This is a genomic window from Aliiglaciecola sp. CAU 1673 (assembly GCF_029223185.1).
Taxonomy (GTDB): domain Bacteria; phylum Pseudomonadota; class Gammaproteobacteria; order Enterobacterales; family Alteromonadaceae; genus Bowmanella.
Map to the genome: position 1 here is coordinate 68,744 of NZ_JARHUG010000016.1, position 18,535 is coordinate 87,278.

Annotated in this window: 15 protein-coding genes; 5 read left to right on the forward strand and 10 right to left on the reverse strand. The window is 51.4% G+C overall.

The window, feature by feature from the left end:
- Position 1: 1 nt before the first annotated feature.
- On the reverse strand, positions 2-736 hold the full coding sequence (locus P2G88_RS15230; RefSeq protein ID WP_275797427.1) for an ABC transporter permease subunit: 735 nt from the start codon (positions 734-736) through the stop codon (positions 2-4).
- Complete coding sequence (locus P2G88_RS15235; protein WP_275797429.1) at positions 736-1,659, reverse strand: ABC transporter ATP-binding protein; 924 nt, start codon at positions 1,657-1,659, stop codon at positions 736-738. The genes P2G88_RS15230 and P2G88_RS15235 overlap by 1 nt, the downstream gene beginning before the upstream one ends.
- Positions 1,660-1,919: 260 nt before the next feature.
- Between P2G88_RS15235 and tsaA the strand changes: the two genes are divergently transcribed.
- The 4 genes from tsaA (at position 1,920) to P2G88_RS15255 (ending at position 6,660) form a co-directional block, all read left to right on the forward strand.
- Positions 1,920-2,609, forward strand: coding sequence for a tRNA (N6-threonylcarbamoyladenosine(37)-N6)-methyltransferase TrmO (gene tsaA, locus P2G88_RS15240; protein ID WP_275797431.1), 690 nt, complete (start codon positions 1,920-1,922; stop codon positions 2,607-2,609).
- 127 nt (positions 2,610-2,736) lie between these two features.
- The gene (locus P2G88_RS15245; RefSeq protein WP_275797433.1) at positions 2,737-4,446 is read left to right on the forward strand and encodes a proline--tRNA ligase; all 1,710 of its coding nucleotides are present in this window, start codon (positions 2,737-2,739) and stop codon (positions 4,444-4,446) included.
- A 227-nt stretch (positions 4,447-4,673) separates the two neighbouring features.
- Positions 4,674-5,522 (forward strand): MBL fold metallo-hydrolase, encoded by an 849-nt coding sequence (locus P2G88_RS15250; RefSeq protein ID WP_275797435.1) that lies wholly within the window; start codon positions 4,674-4,676, stop codon positions 5,520-5,522.
- 10 nt (positions 5,523-5,532) lie between these two features.
- Positions 5,533-6,660, forward strand: a complete 1,128-nt coding sequence (locus P2G88_RS15255; protein ID WP_275797437.1) for a patatin-like phospholipase family protein — start codon at positions 5,533-5,535, stop codon at positions 6,658-6,660.
- Here P2G88_RS15255 and P2G88_RS15260 read toward each other — a convergent pair.
- Positions 6,657-8,621: a monovalent cation:proton antiporter family protein gene (locus tag P2G88_RS15260; RefSeq protein WP_275797438.1), complete on the reverse strand. Its 1,965-nt coding sequence runs from the start codon at positions 8,619-8,621 to the stop codon at positions 6,657-6,659. The genes P2G88_RS15255 and P2G88_RS15260 overlap by 4 nt on opposite strands.
- Positions 8,622-8,748: 127 nt before the next feature.
- Between P2G88_RS15260 and P2G88_RS15265 the strand changes: the two genes are divergently transcribed.
- On the forward strand, positions 8,749-9,639 hold the full coding sequence (locus tag P2G88_RS15265; protein WP_275797441.1) for a GGDEF domain-containing protein: 891 nt from the start codon (positions 8,749-8,751) through the stop codon (positions 9,637-9,639).
- On the opposite strand, the gene tilS is transcribed toward P2G88_RS15265, so the two are convergent.
- The 7 genes from tilS to fabZ all read right to left on the reverse strand — a co-directional run bounded on the left by tilS (position 9,636) and on the right by fabZ (position 18,511).
- A complete protein-coding gene (gene tilS, locus P2G88_RS15270; RefSeq protein ID WP_275797442.1) occupies positions 9,636-10,979 on the reverse strand; it encodes a tRNA lysidine(34) synthetase TilS in 1,344 nt (447 codons plus the stop codon). The genes P2G88_RS15265 and tilS overlap by 4 nt on opposite strands.
- A 57-nt stretch (positions 10,980-11,036) precedes the next feature.
- Entirely contained in the window at positions 11,037-11,993 is a 957-nt protein-coding gene (gene accA, locus P2G88_RS15275) for an acetyl-CoA carboxylase carboxyl transferase subunit alpha (RefSeq protein WP_275797444.1), read from the reverse strand.
- A 93-nt stretch (positions 11,994-12,086) separates the two neighbouring features.
- A complete protein-coding gene (gene dnaE, locus P2G88_RS15280; RefSeq protein ID WP_275797446.1) occupies positions 12,087-15,554 on the reverse strand; it encodes a DNA polymerase III subunit alpha in 3,468 nt (1,155 codons plus the stop codon).
- The gene (rnhB, locus tag P2G88_RS15285) at positions 15,547-16,143 is read right to left on the reverse strand and encodes a ribonuclease HII (protein WP_275797448.1); all 597 of its coding nucleotides are present in this window, start codon (positions 16,141-16,143) and stop codon (positions 15,547-15,549) included. Before rnhB ends, dnaE begins: the two co-directional genes overlap by 8 nt.
- The gene (lpxB, locus tag P2G88_RS15290; protein ID WP_275797451.1) at positions 16,140-17,288 is read right to left on the reverse strand and encodes a lipid-A-disaccharide synthase; all 1,149 of its coding nucleotides are present in this window, start codon (positions 17,286-17,288) and stop codon (positions 16,140-16,142) included. Before lpxB ends, rnhB begins: the two co-directional genes overlap by 4 nt.
- A gap of 2 nt (positions 17,289-17,290) precedes the next feature.
- Positions 17,291-18,061 (reverse strand): acyl-ACP--UDP-N-acetylglucosamine O-acyltransferase, encoded by a 771-nt coding sequence (lpxA, locus tag P2G88_RS15295; protein WP_275797454.1) that lies wholly within the window; start codon positions 18,059-18,061, stop codon positions 17,291-17,293.
- Positions 18,062-18,064: 3 nt separating this feature from the next.
- Entirely contained in the window at positions 18,065-18,511 is a 447-nt protein-coding gene (fabZ, locus tag P2G88_RS15300) for a 3-hydroxyacyl-ACP dehydratase FabZ (RefSeq protein WP_275797456.1), read from the reverse strand.
- Positions 18,512-18,535 lie beyond the last annotated feature (24 nt).

An 18,535-nucleotide genomic window follows, 5' to 3' on the forward strand; every position in this document is an offset into this window, starting at 1 on the left:
ATTACTCCGCCTTTTTCTGTTCGATGGCCAGGAAACCGCCATACAGCCAGATGCCGATGGCTATCAGGAAATATCCCACATCATCCAGGGCCAATACGCCTTTGGCCATCGCTTCGAAGTGAGTCAGAAAACTAAAAGAGGCAAGGGTATCCAGCAGAATCGGCGGCAGCCAGCCTTTGAATGCTTCAAGCACAATGTTGCTACCTGAGAGCACAAACAAGAAGCAAACGACGACGGCCAGAATAAAGGCCACTACCTGACTCTTGGACAATGCAGACATACAAATCCCAACCGCCAGGAAGGCACCAGCCATTAACCAACTGCCAATATACGCGGCCAGGATAATGCCGTTGTCCGGATTACCCAGGTAGTTCACCGTTAGCCACAGAGGGAAAGTCAGCAATAAAGACAACCCAAGCACAAACCACGCTGCCAGGAACTTGCCCATCATCGCTTCAAAAGTGGTGACCGGTAATGTCATCAGTAGTTCAATGGTGCCGCTTTTTCGCTCTTCAGACCAGGTACGCATGGCCATGGCCGGTACCAGGAACAGATAAAGCCAGGGATGAAAATTAAAGAAAGGCAATAAGTCAGCCTGCCCGCGCTCATACAGATTGCCGACATAGAAGCTGAACACCCCACTTAACATCAAAAAGATCAGGATAAAGACATAAGCCACCGGGGTGGCAAAGAAACTGGCGAACTCCCGCCGAAACAAAATCAAGATATTGGACATTATCCTTTTACCTCTGCCGTCATTTGTCTGAACACATCATCGAGTCTGCCCTGCTCGCTATAAAGGGTGTCGACCTGTAAGGCACGATCTTTGATATAAGCCGAGACAGGCTCCAGCAAGTCCACGCCTTCCTCCGGAAACAAGGTCACCCGGCCGCTGTCCCTGTCCACTTCCATATCAGCAACGCCCTTGAGTTCCGCCAAACCGGAAATATCAGTCAGTTGGCCAAAATGCAGGGTAACCGCCTTGTAGTAGCGTGATTTTCGCTGCAGTGCATCGGGAGAGGCATCAAACAGCATCTTGCCTGCGGCAATGATCATTGCCCGGTTACAGACAGCAGTGACTTCCTCGAGAATATGGGTGGAGATGATCACAATCTTGTCTTTGGAGAGATTCTGGATCAGTTCCCGCACCTGATGTTTCTGGTTGGGATCCAGACCATCGGTAGGCTCATCGAGGATCAGGATTTCGGGATCATGCAAAATGGCCTGGGCCAATCCCACACGGCGTTTAAAACCCTTAGATAAGTTTTCAATGGGCCTGTCCAGCACATCTTGCAGTTCGATTAACTGAATAACCTCGCGAATTCGCTGCGTCTTGCGTTCGCCTTTTAAGCCGCGAATATCGGCGATGAAATTCAAAAACTGGATAGGTGTCATATCACCATAGGCGGGGGCTCCTTCGGGCAGGTAACCAATTCGCCTCTGGATTTTTTTGCTGGCATCGGTCATGGCCATGTCGGCAATGCGAATTTCACCGCCTGAGGGCTCAAGAAAACCGGTGAGCATTTTCATGGTAGTGGACTTGCCCGCACCATTGGGGCCGAGGAAGCCGACGATATCGCCGGGTTTTACCTCGAAAGATAAATTGTCCACTGCGGTAAAACCGCCGAACTTTTTGCTGAGGTTCTTTACCGAGATCATAAGATTCCTTAAATGATCAATACGTTAGACAAAGCGATTTGCATATTGGGGTAAGTCGAAGAATTTCAAGTCCGACAAGCTTGTTCTCTGCAGCCTGTTTCTTGCTGTCATTCAATCACTGACATCAATAATCTGGTTTTGTGGCATACAAAGGAAAATTTGGGGACTCAGTGTATCCATAATTAGGGGACAGATCAGTAGGGGAATGCCTGAAAAACATGGTAAATTTGCAACTGGTCACGGCTCCTCAAGAAAGATTGATGCAACTTTGTCCCATTGGTTTTATCCGCACCCCCTACAAAGAAAAATTTGCCATTCCCAGGCAACCCGGCCTGGTGGCAGAGGCCCGTGGAGAAATTCATTTTCAGTCGCCGTTTGATGACATCAACTGCTTTCGCGGTATCGAAAACTACTCACACCTCTGGTTACTGTTTCACTTTCACCAGACCCAGGATCGCGGTTGGTCTCCTTTAGTCAGGCCACCAAGACTTGGCGGTAACGCCAAAATGGGCGTGTTTGCCACTCGCAGCACCCATCGGCCCAATGGCATCGGTATGTCGGTGGTTAAGCTGCAAGGACTGGAAAGTCGCGAAGGCAAACCCGTGCTGATAGTCAGCGGCATGGATTTGTTGGACGGCACTCCCCTTTGGGACATAAAACCCTATATTCCCTATGCCGATGCGTTGCCGGATGCCACAGGCGGCATGGCGCAGGACAAACCAGCGTTGATGGCAGTTGAGTTCAGCCAACAGGCCAGTGAACAGATGGCGCACCTGCATAAGGCCCATTTACACAATCTGATAGCGGCAGTATTGGCGCAAGATCCGCGTCCGGCCTACAAAAAACAGCAGAATGCAGAGGAAACCTATGGCATGCGTTTAGAAGACATCAATGTGCGCTGGACAGTTGCAGACAATCGCGCGCTGGTAATGGAAATTACCCTCGCCTGAATGCCCTTGCATTAATGTGCGCATTCTAGTCTTTAGCCTGCCTTTGGCTACTGCTAGAATGTGGCCCTTTTATCCATCAGATAATCCCCGAGCCCGGCACGGCCGGGTATTCGACTAGAGAAGAATCATGCGAAGCAGTCAATACTTGTTGTCCACCCAAAAAGAAACTCCTGCCGACGCCGAAGTCATCAGCCATCAGCTGATGCTGCGCGCGGGAATGATCCGCAAGCTTGCCTCGGGCATGTACACCTGGTTGCCCACCGGTCTTCGCGTGCTGAACAAAGTCGCTAATATCGTGCGCGAAGAAATGAATCGCGCCGGTGCCATTGAAGTATTGATGCCCATGGTGCAACCAGCGGATTTATGGGAAGAATCCGGTCGCTGGGAAGAATATGGTCCAGAGCTACTGCGCCTCAAAGATCGCCACCAGCGCGATTTCGTGCTCGGTCCAACCCATGAAGAAGTCATTACTGAGTTGGTCAGAAAGGAAGTCAGCAGTTACAAACAGTTGCCACTGAATCTGTATCAAATACAGACCAAGTTTCGCGATGAAGTGCGTCCCCGCTTTGGTGTGATGCGTGGTCGCGAATTTATTATGAAGGATGCGTATTCCTTCCACCTGGGTCAGGACTGTCTGGAAAAAACCTATCAGGATATGTACCAGGCTTACTGCAATATCTTCGAGCGTATTGGCCTGCAATATCGTCCTGTGCTGGCCGATACCGGCAGTATCGGTGGCAGCTTGTCCCATGAATTCCATGTATTGGCTGACTCGGGCGAAGATGATATCGCCTTTAGCGACAGTTCAAACTATGCCGCTAACGTGGAAATGGCTGAAGCAGTTGCGCCCGCTGGTGAGCGCGCTGCGCCTGGCGCCGAAATGCAGATGGTGGATACGCCAAATGCCAAAACCATCAATGAATTGGTAGAGCAGTTTAATCTGCCTATTGAGAAAACAGTTAAAACCCTGATTGTGCGTGCCAGCGAAGATTGCGCTAGCCCACTGGTTGCGCTGATGGTGCGCGGCGATCATGAACTCAATGAAATCAAAGCCGAGAAACTGGAACAAGTGGCCAGCCCACTGACCTTTGCTACAGAAGATGAAATCCGCGATCTCATTGGTGCCGGTCCTGGCTCTTTGGGTCCGGTTAAACTCCCCATTCCGGTAATTGTTGACCGTACCGTAGCGCAGATGAGCGACTTTGGTGCCGGCGCCAATATCGACGGTAAGCACTATTTCAATATCAACTGGGAACGTGATCTGCCCCTGCCTGCAGTGGCCGATATCCGCAATGTAATCGCCGGCGATGCTTCACCTGATGGTCAGGGCAGTCTTGAAATCAAACGTGGTATTGAAGTGGGACACATTTTCCAGTTGGGAGATAAGTATTCCAAGGCCATGAACTGCGGTGTACTGACCGAGTCAGGCAAGCATCAGATGCTGACGATGGGCTGCTATGGTATCGGCGTGACCCGTATTGTCGCCGCCGCCATCGAGCAGAATCACGATAAATTCGGCATTATCTGGCCCGATGCCATTGCCCCGTTTAAAGTGGCATTGATCCCCATGAATATGCACAAATCCCATCGTATTCAGGAAGCTACAGAGACACTTTACAAGCAGTTGAACGATGCGGGCATTGAGGTACTGTTCGATGATCGTAAAGAGCGCCCCGGTGTCATGTTCGCCGATATGGAGCTATTGGGAATTCCTCATCATATTGTGGTAGGTGAGCGCAACCTCGATGAGCAACAGGTGGAATACAAGTGTCGTCGCACCGGCGAGAAGAAAATGCTCGGCCTCAATGACGTAATATCCTTTATCCAGTCTCTGTAACAAAGGCGCCTAAGGGCGCCTTTTTTCTGTCCCTTCTCAAAGATTTATCGCTATTCTTATGCAAAAACAATCAATTGCACTTTGAGCGATACTTATCCTTCTGACACCTTTGCATTACACTAGCATTAAAGTCGGCTGTTACGCCGCTCGCTCTGTTGATTGAGAGCCAGCGATTAGGACATAAAGCGTGACGGCCTGCATGAAGGAATCCACGCAGCAGGCAGAATATGAAAGTAACCTTTTATGGCGTCAGAGGATCTATTCCCGCACCTGGGCCTGAGTTTGTGCGCTTCGGCGGCAACACGGCCTGTGTCCATGTGGAATTGAATGACGGCACCGACATCATTCTCGACGCAGGCACCGGCATTAAAAAGCTTGGTGAGACGTTGATGGCTAAAAAAGGCGATATTCACCTTCTGCTCTCTCACAATCACTGGGATCACATTCAGGGCTTTCCGTTCTTTATGCCCATTTATCAAAATGGCCGTAATATCTTTATTACGCCAGGAATGACCTCCCCGGAAGAGCCTGACGCCGTCATCCAGCAAATGAGCGGCAGCCGTTTTCCGGTCAGCTTTGGGGATCTCAGTGCCAATATCAAGATTATCGACATTGACAAGGCTACATGTAGCTGGCGCATTGGCAGTGCAGTAATCAGTCGCTACTTAATGAATCATCCAGGCAAAGGCAGTGCTTATCTGATCCAGGCCGATGGCGCAAAACTGGCCTATATCACCGACAACGAACTCTATCCGCCTTATAAAGAAGACACCCATTTCCAGGAGTGGGTCACCTTTGCCGAGCATGCCGATTTACTGATCCATGACGCCCAATACATTGGTGCAGATATGCCAAGTAAATCTGGCTGGGGACACTCTGTCGCCGATGAAGCCGTAAAGTTGGCGATGGCAGCAAAAGCCAAACGCCTGGCCTTATACAGCCACGATCATTTCCGCACAGACGATGAAGTCGAAGCTATTGAGAAGCATTGTCGCAGCGTGGTAATGGCGGGCCAGATGCCACTATCGCTGTTTGCCGCCTTCGAGGGCCAATGTCTTGATTTCGATAAGCTTTAGGTCATAAAACATGCTAGAGCGGCATCGATTTGCATTGTTACTCTCCGGAGGTGGAGCCAAAGCGGCTTACCAAGTCGGTGTACTCAAAGCCATTACCCATTTATTGCCTAGAAACCATAGCCTGCCCTTTCCCATCATCTGTGGTACCTCTGCTGGGGCCATTAATGCCACGGCCCTGGCCTGCTTTGCCTCCTGCTATCACCTTGGGGTGCGCAAGCTGGAATGGGTATGGAAGAATTTTCGCACCCACCATGTGTATGCCAGCGACTTCTTGCCGGTATTTAGCCACCTGCTCAGTGGACAGATGCAGAATTTACGCGCCGAGCAATTGGCCAATAAGCCGGTAAGCTTGCTGGATAATCGACCATTGAGGCGGCTGCTTAAAAATACTTTGGACCTTTCCCGTATTGATAGAAATATCCTGTATGGCCATCTCAAGGCCGTGAGTGTGACGGCCTCCAGTTACAGTACTAACGAATCCATCAGCTTTTTTCAGGGACAACCGGAATTGATGCCCTGGCAACGAGCCAAGCGCCGTGGCAAACGTGCCATGCTCAATGTAGAGCACTTGATGGCTTCCTCCGCCATTCCCATGGTCTTTCCCAGTGTAAAACTGGAAGATCAATATTTTGGTGATGGCTCCATTCACCAGTTGTCACCCATTAGCCCCCCTATCCATTTAGGCGCAGAGAAGGTGCTGATTGTGGGCACGGCTCAGCCCAAACCGGATAAACGTCATCAGTTACAGCATCACCCCAGCAGCGCCATGGTGGCTGGCCATTTGCTGGATACCATTTTCGCCGATACCTTAAACTCAGACTTAGAGCGTCTGTATCGGATTAACCATACGCTGTCGTTATTGCCGGAAAAGCAGCGTCAGGCCACTCACCTTAAACCCGTGGAATGCCTGCTGATCAACCCATCTGTCAACTTTAACGAAATAGCCGCAAAGCACTATGCCAGGTTACCGCGCGGCATACGAAGCCTGATGCGCATCATGGGTATTCGTCCGGATTCAGAGTCCAGCTTATTAAGTTATTTGCTGTTTGAAGGCCAGTATTGTCAGGCACTGATCAAACAAGGTTATGAGGATGGTCTGAAACGCCAGGAAGAAATCCGCGGTTTTTTAGAAATCTAATGGCCTTCCAATAAATACCGCTCGGCACGCTCAACCCGACGCGGCTTACCGGCAATCACCAGTACATCATTGGCTTTTAGCAGGGTATCTGCATCAGGGTTGGCAAACTCCTGATTGTTTCGGCGCAGTCCTTTTAGTACCACTTTTACCGACGCCAGGTTCACTTCCCGCAACGGTTTGCCCACTGCCCAGGCGTCCGGACTTAAGATAACCGCATGCAGAAATTCCAGCTTGGACTGACTTTCGATATTGAGTTGGGTGTTTTCACCGGGATAAAAGCCATGCATATGACCATAGTGGCCCTTGCGCTCCTCCCTTACCCGCTTGAGAATTCTGGACATGGGCACGCCAGATAGATGTAACACCTGAGATACCAGCATCAGGCTGCCTTCGAGGATCTCAGGAATCACCTGTGAAGCCCCTGCCAGATAAAAGTCTTCCGCGCGGTGCTCCTTGCGGGTGCGCACTACTATCGGCAATTCCGGATTCAGGGATTGAATGGCACCAATCAGACCGATGGCCTTATGGTGCTCATCGAAGGTAATAATGGCGAGCTTGGCACTGCCCACTCCAATGGCACGCAATATATCCTTGCTGGCACCATCACCAAAAAGCACCGGTTCGCCGGCGCTGCGTGCCTCCTGAACACGAATAGGGTCGGCGTCCACGGCGACAAAAGGAATGGCCTCAACCCGCAGCATTCGCCCCACGGTTTGTCCCACCCGACCGTACCCGAAGATCAACGCATGATCCCGTTGCCGTTGATGTGACTCGTCGATATCTTCCTGCTCAACGGGCGGTGGCTGGGTCAGATTTTTAGCCAGCCCTTTGCTGTGATGAATCAAGTAAGGCGTTAACGCCATACTGATAACGCCAATGGTCAGTAGCATGGAGCTGAGTTCTGGACTGATTATTCGATGATTTACCGCCAAAGCTGCCAACACGAAGCTGAATTCGCCCATCTGGCAGAGTTTTATCCCGGCAGCCCAGGCATCTTGCCCCGGTGACTTGAAAAGCCAGGCAATTAGGCGAATCAACACAATTTTACCAATCATCAATACCAGTACGCCGAGCAATACCCAGTGCAGATGGTCGAACAATGGCGTCAAGGCCAGACGCATACCGATGGTAATAAAGAACAGTCCCATCAGAATGTCTCTGAATGGCCTGATATCCGCTTCCAACTGGTAACGATATTGGCTTTCACTTAACATCATACCGGCTAAAAACGCGCCTAAGGCCATGGATAATCCAAACAGGTAGGTCAACCCCGCCGCCAGTAGCGTGACCAGCAAAGCCGTAAGAACAAACAGCTCATCGGTCCTGGTTCGCGCTACCTCACTGAATATTCGTGGTAGCAACCACTTACCCACAGAGAGCAGAATTGCAACCACCAAGGCCCCTTTGAAAACGGCCGTTGCAATCACCACGCCCATATTTTGCCCAGCATCGGCGGCTAAAAGCGGGATCACAATCAGGAAAGGCACCACCGCCAGATCTTGAAACAACAGTACACTGACCGTCATTTGTCCGCGGCCGGTATTAATCGCTCCCATTTCAGAAAGCTGCTTAATCACGATAGCGGTAGAAGACAAGGCCGCCATCGCGCCAATTACAAAGGCCTGAGGCGTGGAGAAGCCCAACAGCAAGGCTCCTCCCATAAAAGCGCCAAGGGTAAGAAGTACCTGTCCCAAACCGAGGCCGAATACCAGATGACGCATAGCCAGCATCTTAGGTAATGAAAATTCCAGTCCCAAGGTAAACAGCAAAAACACCACGCCAAGCTCAGCAATAAAATGGATCTTGTCCGGATTGTCATAAAGATTGAGAAGTTCAGGCCCGGCCAATAGCCCGCAGCTGAGATAGGCCAAAATTGGCGGTAAATTGACGCGCCTGAACAACCAGACATTGGCGACAGCCAGCCCCATCAATAGCAACACATCAACAAAATCACTTTCCATTCAACGCCTTGTACTTATTTTTGCGGCTGATTTCTTGGGCAGGCATGCATTTTGCAAATTTCTCAACATGAACAGTGAGGCATTTGGCTTTTGGTCCTTGCGCCGATTATTTGTCAGGAGCGAAACCTTGGAACAGCTGACACCCATTTACGATAGCACAGCCGCAGAAAGCTATTTTAGTTTCAATCAAATGGAAAAGTTGTTGAGTGACAGTGAGTTGCTACTGATTACGCAAAGGCTCAGTGCAACATTGGATCTGCAGTGGCTGATTAACGATTACTTTGAATTGCTCAAAGGCCGGCTGGACCTGGGAGCGCTGGAGTTCCGTGCGCAGCAGTTTTGCATTAACCTGGGAGCACCGCAGGGCTGCCAGTATTTCCAGCTGCAGGATTGTCGCCTGGAGCCCTTTCAAAGTGCACAGATCAAGTACCATTTCCAACGCGCCGTCGGCGGCCGTGACATTCGTCTATTGAATGAGTTGCACGAATGCCTGCAACAACCACTCAAAAACGCGTTGTGCCATGCCCAGCTGAAAAGCCTGGCGACCAAGGACCACCTTACCGGCCTTGGCAATCGTGCCAGTTTTGATGAGTGCATGCAGCGCCATCTGGGGCAAATGCGTCGTCACGGCCATCCCTTTGGTCTGATGGTGCTGGATATGAACAAATTCAAAGCCATCAACGACAGATACGGCCATGGTGAAGGCGACTTGGTGTTGATTGCCACCGCACAAGCCATCAGCGGTAGCTTAAGGGAGACAGACTATGCCTTTCGCTTCGGCGGCGATGAGTTTTGCTGCCTGATTGAAGAAGCGGACAGTACCTCGTTGCTGTGCATCAGTCAGCGCATCCACCGTGCTATGGCCCAAGACCCGTTATTGGCAAGGCATCGCGCCCAATGTGCTATCGGCATGGCCAAATGCTTGCCTGAAGATAACGCCATCAGTTTGTTCCAGCGGGCAGACGAGGATTTGTATCGGGCCAAGCAGACCGGCAATGATGTACTGCGTTTTGCCTAGTCAGAGGCAGTTTCTTGCCGCTTAAGGCAAAGACATAACAGTCCGTCACCCGGGTTGACTGGAGAAAAGGCTTGATCGGCCCCAAAGCCAAGGATGCCGGCAATAGTATCATCAACACGGACCATGATTAGCCTCTCGCGCTCCCAGGGCGGCATACGCCATTGCTTAAACCATTGCTTCAGGGGCTTGCTGTGAGGCGCACCAACAGGGCGAAAACGTTGACTGAATCCCCCCGTTTGCAATGACACCATGGCCCCATCAGGCACCGACAGACATAAAGTATCAGGATGCTGATTATCCGATGAACGGCTAAAGAGCACTATGCGCCCATCCGGCAGGGCTAGTTCATGTTGACCATGCCATAACACAGAAAAATCGTTCATGACCCCATCCTGCTTTAGCAGATATAAAGCATTATCAAAGCGACGCAATTCATAGCCGCCAAAACTCAAACAGGGGTTAGCATCCTCCCGCGCCAACAATACTTCGTCTTTTAGCATATCAAGCTGTTTTTCACTTAGGGCTGGCGCATCCAAGCCGGCTAACCACAAGCGAATAATCTGTTGCTGCCAGGCCCGGGCGTGCGCCATCAACAGCGGAATATCCAGTATTGTTGGGGCCCTTCTGAGTTTTTGTAAGTAACCGCTTACCACCTCATCCAGAAGTGATTGCTGCTCGGCGCAGAGCCTGGCACTGCGGGCGGTTGCTTTAGCCATGGCCGGCCAGCGTGATTGCAGCATAGGCAAGATGTTGTGGCGTAAAAAGTTGCGATCAAAGCGCTCATCGGCATTGGACTCATCTTCAATCCACTGCAGTTTATTAGCCTTGGCGTAAGCAAGAATATCGTCGCGCTCGATTTCCAATAGCGGTCGAAGGTATAGATGGCCGTCACGCAGCGTTTCTTTTCCCATGGCACTTAAGCCTTTGGGCCCTGCACCGCGTTTAAGCTGCAACAGCATGGTTTCCAATTGATCCTGCAGATGATGTCCAAGAAGAACGACGCTGTTGGCCGGCACAAGCTTGGCGATAGCTGCATATCGGGCCTTTCTCGCTGCGGCTTCCAGACTTTCGCCTGCATCCGGACGCAGGCTTAGCCTGGCGGTCAGAAAAGACACCTGCCACTGCTCGCAGATATTCGCGCAATGTACCTGCCAGCTGTCTGCATTGCTACTTAAACCATGGTGAATATGTACAGCGCCAATGTTAAGGGAGGGTATCTGATTCCTGAGCGTGACGAGCAGATGCAACAGCACCTGCGAATCCATGCCGCCGCTGTAAGCCACATAAATGGGCTTATCGTTCAGATAAGGTGTTAGAAATCGTTGAAAAGCGGTAAACACAAAGGTGATGGCAGAAATAAAAAAGGCCGCGAATGCGGCCTAGTGTAGCGATTTCAATCAGCAATAGCCAAAGGACATCAAACGCTCATAGCGTTCATTTAGCAGGTTTTCGGTGGACAGCTTTTTCAGCTGTGCCAGTTGCTGCTTAAGGCAAGCCTTAAGATTGGCTGCGGTCTCATCATGATTGCGATGGGCACCACCTAAGGGCTCGTCAATAATATGATTGATAAGGCCTAGTTTCTTAATCTGACTGGCGCTGACGCCCATGGCCTCGGCAGCCAGAGAGGCTTTTTCGGCACTTTTCCACAAGATTGAAGCACAGCCCTCGGGGGAAATCACAGAATAAGTGCTGTATTGCAGCATATTGACCCTATCGCCCACACCAATGGCCAAGGCACCGCCAGAGCCACCTTCACCGATCACCGTACAGATGATAGGCACTTTAAGGCCAGACATCACTTTAAGGTTACGGGCAATGGCTTCACTTTGGCCGCGTTCTTCCGCGCCTACACCAGGGTATGCTCCGGGGGTATCGATAAAAGTGATGATCGGCAGATTAAAACGCTCTGCCATCTCCATCAGGCGCAGGGCCTTACGGTAGCCCTCTGGCTTAGGCATACCAAAGTTACGTTTGATTTTCTCGGCCGTATCACGGCCTTTTTGATGACCAATGATCATCACCGGTTGATCATCCAGACGGGCCAGGCCGCCGACAATGGCTTTATCGTTAGCAAAAGCGCGATCGCCAGCCAACTCGTCAAAGTCAGTGAAAATGCGAGAAACATAGTCCAATGTGTATGGACGCATGGGATGACGGGCCAATTGTGATACCTGCCAAGCGCCCAAGTCGGAGAAGATCTTACGGGTCAGCTCGGCACTTTTGCCTTTAAGCCGGGTGATCTCTTCTTCCATACCCACATCAAACTCGCCACCGCGGTTGACCAAGCGTAATTCTTCAATCTTGGCTTCCAACTCAGCGATTGGCTGCTCAAAACTCAGATAGTTCAAACTCATTCCACTACCCTATGTGATTATTATGGGGTTTGGCCACGCCCACTGGCGCTCTCCTGCTTTCCTGCCTGCTATCCAGCCTAGCAGAGAAATGCGTCAGTGAAAGGTCAGCCGGACCTGTTCCGTTCCCAGTAACTGCTTTAATTCATGCAACAATTCATCTTCCGGGGTGACATACCAGCCAGCTCCTACACAGAGCATGGCTTCTGCGTCAGGGTGTTGGTAGTGCAGATGGACCGGACAACTGCCGCCCTTAAACCCGGTCAGCACCTGCTGCAATCTGTCCACCCGCACAGGCTCGCACCAGTGCTTAGCAATCTGTAATACGATGGCCCTGGCATTCTTTTCCCGAGCCTGAATGATATCCATCACATCGCGGGCCGACATTGTATTGCCGCCCGAGAAGTCATCAAAGCTGACCTGTCCCGATACTACCAAAATTCTGTCTTTTTGCAGCACTGCTTCGTATTGTTCGAACATATCGGGGAAGAAACGTACATCCAGGCGCGCACTTTTATCATCCAAGGTGACAATGGCCCAGCGCCGGCCTTTCTTGTTGACCATGATGCGCATGTCGATAACCAGGCCTACCACTGTGGTGCTATCTTCGCGGCCTGTGGGTTTCACATCCACCAGGCGGCCACGGCAATATTGACGCACTTCATCGGCATACTGATTGATCGGATGGCCGGTTAGATACAAGCCCAGGGTTTCACGCTCCCCGTCCAGCCACACTTTTTCCGGCCAAGGAGGTACATCGGCAAAAGCTTGCTTAACCGCCTCCGGCTCGGTGGTCAGCAAGCCAAACATATCCGACTGACCGAAAGACTCCGCCTTGGCGTGCTGACCGGCAGCAGCAATAGCATCCGGCAGACTCGCCATCAAGCAAGCACGGTGGGGACCCAGGTTATCCATGGCCCCGGAGAGCACCAGCTTCTCCAATACACGCTTGTTGACCCGTTTAAGATCGACGCGGGCGCAGAAATCAAACAGGTCTTTAAACGCGCCTTTTTCCTGCCTGGCTTCGATAATGGCTTCAATCGGACCTTCGCCGACCCCTTTAACCGCGCCGATACCATAGACAATCTGCCCTTGCGGATTGACGGTAAATTTGTACTGGCCAGTGTTTACATCAGGCGGTAGCACTGTCAGTTGCATACGCTGACATTCGTCGACCAGGGTCACAATTTTATCCGTGTTATCCATATCGGCGGACATGACCGCGGCCATAAATTCGGCTGGGTAATGGGTCTTCAGCCACAGGGTCTGATAAGACACCAGGGCATAAGCGGCTGAGTGCGATTTGTTAAAGCCGTATCCAGCGAACTTCTCCACCAGATCGAAAATCTTCATCGCCAGTTCGCCGTCGATGTTGTTATTTTTTGCACCTTCTTCGAAGGCACTGCGCTGCTTGGCCATCTCTTCGGGCTTTTTCTTACCCATAGCCCGGCGCAATAAGTCAGCGCCCCCCAGGCTGTAGCCAGACATGACCTGGGCAATCTGCATCACCTGCTCCTGATAGAGGATGATGCCGTAGGTGGGTTCAAGAATTTCCTTCAGACACTCGTGTTGATACTGTACGTCGGGATAGGAGATCTCCTCGCGGCCGTGCTTACGGTCGATAAAGTTATCCACCATGCCCGATTGCAGCGGCCCCGGACGAAACAGGGCCACTAGCGCGATAATATCTTCGAAGGTGTCTGGCTTAAGACGTTTGATAAGCTCCTTCATACCGCGGGATTCGAGCTGGAATACGGCCGTGGTTTCAGCGTTTTGCAACAGCCTGAAGCTGGGATGATCATCGAGCGGGATAGCGGCGATATCGATTTCCTTGCCTTTGCCCTCGCGGATCATATCGATGGCCCACTGGATAATCGTCAGGGTACGTAATCCCAGGAAGTCGAACTTCACCAGACCCGCGGTTTCCACATCGTTTTTATCAAATTGGGTAACCGGGTTCTTGCCCTCATCATCACAATACAGCGCCGAGAAATCGGTGATCTTAGTCGGCGCAATGACCACGCCACCGGCATGTTTACCGGCGTTTCTTGTAACCCCTTCGAGAATGCGCGCCATATCAATCAGTTCGCGCACTTCTTCATCTTGGTCATAGAGCTCCGGCAGGCGCGGTTCTTCCTCGAAGGCTTTGCTCAGAGTCATACCGGGGTCGCCGGGAATAAGCTTGGAGATCTTGTCTACAAAGCCATAAGGGTGGCCGAGTACCCGGCCCACATCGCGCACCACTGCCTTAGCCGCCATGGTGCCGAAGGTGATAATCTGGGATACCGCTTCACGGCCATAGAGTTCGGCGACGTGATCGATAACCTCATCACGCCTGTCCATGCAAAAGTCGACGTCGAAGTCTGGCATGGATACCCGTTCAGGGTTTAAGAAACGTTCGAAAAGCAGGTCAAACTCGAGCGGGTCAAGGTCGGTAATTTTCAGGGCATAGGCCACTAAGGAACCGGCACCCGAACCCCGTCCTGGTCCTACCGGTATACCGTTATCCTTACTCCATTGGATAAACTCCATTACGATCAGGAAGTAACCGGGAAAGCCCATCTGGTTAATTACCTGAAGCTCAATGGCCAGGCGCTCATCATACTCGGGGCGTCGCTCTGCCCTGACTTTTGGGTCAGGAAACAGGAATTCGAGACGCTCTTCCAAGCCTTCTTCGGACTTCTTGACCAGAAAATCCTCAATGCTGAGGTCGCCGGTGGGGAAATTAGGCAGGAAGTATTCACCTAACTTAACGGTAACGTTGCAACGCTTGGCAATTTCTACCGTATTGGCCAGTGCCTCGGGAATGTCGGCGAACAGCTCAGCCATTTCCTCTGCGCTACGCAGATATTGCTGCTCACTGTATTTTTTGGGACGACGCTTGTCATCCAGAGTGTAGCCATCATGGATACATACCCGAATTTCATGGGCATCGAAGGCTTCCTGCTCGATAAAGCACACTTCGTTGGTAGCCACTACCGGCAGGTCTTGCTCAGCAGCCCATGCCACTGCCTGATGCAGATATTCTTCCTCTCCCGCACGGCCCGTTCTGATCAGTTCCACATAATAGCGATCAGGAAAATGCTGTTGGTAGAAAGCAGTAATGGCATTCACCATTTCCTGGTTGCCCTTGCTAAGGGCAATACCAAGGTCGCCTTCTTTGGCACCGGAGAGCAAGATCACCCCTTCGCGATGTTCCGCCAGCCAAGCTTTATCGATTACCGGCTTGCCCTGCACATGACCTCGTTGATAGGCCTTAGAAATGAGCTGGGTAATATTCTGATAGCCCTGATTATTGGCGGCGAGCAGGGTAAGACGAAAAATCTGTTCACCTAATTCTTCGCTTTGCACCCAAGCGTCGGCGCCGATAATGGGTTTAATACCATTGCCATGGGCCTCGCCGTAAAAACGTACCAGGCCACAGAAGTTCATTTGGTCGGTGATGGCCACGGCTGGCATGTTCAGGGACTTGATTTTTCCGAGGATAGGTTTGACCTTGTTGAGGCCATCGATCATGGAAAAATCACTGTGCACCCGCAGGTGAATAAAACCGGGGTCAGCCATTGATCACTCCTTGTTTGGCCAGAAGCGCCAGTTGTACCGGCTTAAAGCTCAAACGATGAAAGGGCGTAGGTCCAAGCTCTGCCAATCGCTGCAGATGGAAAGCTGTGGGATAGCCTTTATGCTTGGCAATGCCATAGTCTGGGAATTGCGCATCCAGCTCGGCCATTTCTGTATCCCGGGTGACCTTGGCCAAAATCGACGCCGCACTGATTTCGGCCACCTTGCTGTCGCCTTTCACCACGGCTTCAGAAGAGAAAGACCATTTGGGACAGCGATTGCCGTCCACCAGCACATGCTGTGGCGTTATAGATAAACCTTCGACCGCCCGGGTCATGGCCAGCATGGTAGCATGCAGAATATTGAGTTGGTCGATTTCAGCCGGTGTGGCCCTACCGATGGCAAAACACAGGGCTTTATCCTGAATTTCATTAAAAAGACGCTGACGCTTTTTCTCAGATAAGGCTTTGGAATCCGCCAGGCCAGCAATCGGGCGATGCGGGTCCAAAATAACCGCAGCTGTGACCACATCGCCAATCAGCGGACCACGGCCAACTTCATCGACACCGGCAATCAAGGTAACCGCGTTCATGACGAAGTCAATCCCAGCAGGTCTTCGATGGCCTTAGCCGCCTCTTCATCGGCATTTTTGCGTAAGGACTCATGCAATTCAGCAAAGCGTGTGACCATCTCAGGGGCACCTTTTGTGAGCATAGGCGCCAGTAACTCGGCCAGTGCTTCGGGCGTGACTTCATGTTGCAAGAGTTCCGGCACAAGGGCTTCGTCGGCCAACAGGTTAGGTAAGGAGAAATAACGCGCCTTGACCATTTTTTTAGCAATCTGATAGGTCAGCCAGTTGAATTTGTAGGCCACCACCATGGGCTTTTTACACAGCATGGCTTCCAGCGCCGCTGTGCCGGAGGCGAGAAGCACCGCATCGGCAGCGGTCATCACCTCACGGGATTGGCCATCCACTACCATAATTGGTAAGGAGGGAGCGTGTTCGACCAGCCAAGTCTCAATCTGCTCTCGGCGCTTGGCATTAGCGGCAGGTAATAAGACTTTTACATCGGGTACGGATGTTACCAGCAGGCTAACTGCGCCAACGAAGTGTTCGAGCAAACGTGAGACTTCGCCGCCGCGGCTGCCGGGTAACAAGGCCAGGACTTTATCATCAGCCGCCAGTGCAAATTGTTGCCTCGCGGCTTCGACATCTGGCAGCAGGGGAATAGCATCTGCCAGTGTATGGCCGACGAAGGTGCAGGGCACCTGATACTTGTCGTAGAAGGCCTTTTCAAAGGGCAACAGACTCAGCACCAAGTTGGTTGCCTCGGCAATGGTAAAGATGCGCTTCTCACGCCAAGCCCAAACCGTAGGGCTGACATACTGCACTGTCTTTATCCCCTTTGCCTTAAGACGCTTCTCAAGACCAAGGTTAAAATCGGGTGCGTCGATACCCACAAACACATCGGGTGGGTTGGCACAAAAATGCTCGACCAGGGACTTACGGATAAACAACAGGCGACGGATACGGGATAACACCTCTACCAGCCCCATCACCGACAACTCTTCCATATCGAACAGCGAATGACAGCCCTGCTGTTGCATCCTGGGACCGGCAATACCTTCAAACTGAATATGCGGATGACGTTTACGCAAGGCAGAAATTAATCCGGCGCCAAGAATATCGCCGGAGGCTTCCCCGGCGACCATACCAATACGAATGGGCTGACTCATCGTTAGCGAATAATGCCCCGCGGCGAATTAGCAATGAAATCCACCAGGATTTTGAGCTCGTTCTGATGCTCAGCCATGGGCCTCAGCTCTTGTAAAGCTTCTTCCACGGTTTTGCCGCTGCGGTAAAGAATTTTATAGGCGCGGCGGATTTCCAGGATAGCTTCCTTGGAAAAACCACGACGGCGCAAACCTTCGGTGTTAATACCATGCGGAGTGACTTTCTCGCCACCACACATCACATAAGGAGGAAGATCTTTGACCAGAATGGAGCCGGCACCACAGAAACTGTGAGAGCCGATATGACAGAATTGATGCACGCCGGACATACCGCCCAAGATCACCCAATCCCCCATATGCACATGACCGGCCACGCTGGCGTTGTTGGCCATAATGTTATTGTCCCCAATCATGCAATCATGGGCTACATGCACGTAAGCCATAAACAGGTTGCGTGAGCCGATCTTGGTAAGGCCTTGATCCTGCACCGTCCCGCGATGCACTGTCACACATTCACGAAATACGTTGTGATCTCCAATCTCTAAACGGGTAGGCTCACCGGCGTATTTCTTGTCCTGGCAATCTTCACCGATAGAGGCAAACTGAAAAAACTGATTGTGGCTGCCGATGCGGGTAGGCCCTTTGATAACCACGTGAGAGGCAATCTTGGTGTGATCACCAATCTCCACATTCGGGCCGATATAGGAGAAAGGACCAACCTGGACGTTTTCTCCCAGCTTGGCCGTTGGATCAATGATGGCTGTATGGTGGATCACCGCTTACATTTTCCTCATAGCACACATAAATTCGGCACTGCAGGCCTCCGCACCATCCACACTGGCGACACCTGCAAATTTCCAGATGCCTCTTCTTTCCTTAACCAATTTCACATCAAATTCAAGACGATCACCAGGTACTACCGGGCGCTTGAATCTGGCATTATCAATTCCCGCGTACAGGTAAAGTTGGTCAGAATTGCCGACTGACTTAAAGCCCAGAACACCCGCAGCTTGCGCCATGGCTTCCAGAATAAGAACGCCAGGGAAAATCGGCTTGCCAGGGAAATGTCCCATAAAACAAGGCTCGTTAATGGTGATGTTCTTGTACGCGCGGATAGACTCGCCCAAAGTATAATCCGTTACCCTGTCTAGCAGTAAAAAAGGATAACGGTGGGGCAAGAGCTCCATGATTTCTTCTATTTCGATCTGCTTTAATTCGTTAGCCAACGGCTGTCTCCTTAACCATAGGAT

Excerpts from the sequence above, each read along its gene's own strand:
- dnaE (WP_275797446.1), bottom strand. The coding sequence starts at position 15,554 with ATGGCTGACCCCGGTTTTATTCACCTGCGGGTGCACAGTGATTTTTCC.
- lpxB (WP_275797451.1), bottom strand. The coding sequence starts at position 17,288 with ATGAGTCAGCCCATTCGTATTGGTATGGTCGCCGGGGAAGCCTCCGGC.
- P2G88_RS15245 (WP_275797433.1), top strand. The coding sequence starts at position 2,737 with ATGCGAAGCAGTCAATACTTGTTGTCCACCCAAAAAGAAACTCCTGCC.
- P2G88_RS15260 (WP_275797438.1), bottom strand. The coding sequence starts at position 8,621 with ATGGAAAGTGATTTTGTTGATGTGTTGCTATTGATGGGGCTGGCTGTC.
- P2G88_RS15250 (WP_275797435.1), top strand. The coding sequence starts at position 4,674 with ATGAAAGTAACCTTTTATGGCGTCAGAGGATCTATTCCCGCACCTGGG.
- P2G88_RS15255 (WP_275797437.1), top strand. The coding sequence starts at position 5,533 with ATGCTAGAGCGGCATCGATTTGCATTGTTACTCTCCGGAGGTGGAGCC.
- P2G88_RS15230 (WP_275797427.1), bottom strand. The coding sequence starts at position 736 with ATGTCCAATATCTTGATTTTGTTTCGGCGGGAGTTCGCCAGTTTCTTT.
- tsaA (WP_275797431.1), top strand. The coding sequence starts at position 1,920 with ATGCAACTTTGTCCCATTGGTTTTATCCGCACCCCCTACAAAGAAAAA.
- P2G88_RS15235 (WP_275797429.1), bottom strand. The coding sequence starts at position 1,659 with ATGATCTCGGTAAAGAACCTCAGCAAAAAGTTCGGCGGTTTTACCGCA.
- rnhB (WP_275797448.1), bottom strand. The coding sequence starts at position 16,143 with ATGAACGCGGTTACCTTGATTGCCGGTGTCGATGAAGTTGGCCGTGGT.
- accA (WP_275797444.1), bottom strand. The coding sequence starts at position 11,993 with ATGAGTTTGAACTATCTGAGTTTTGAGCAGCCAATCGCTGAGTTGGAA.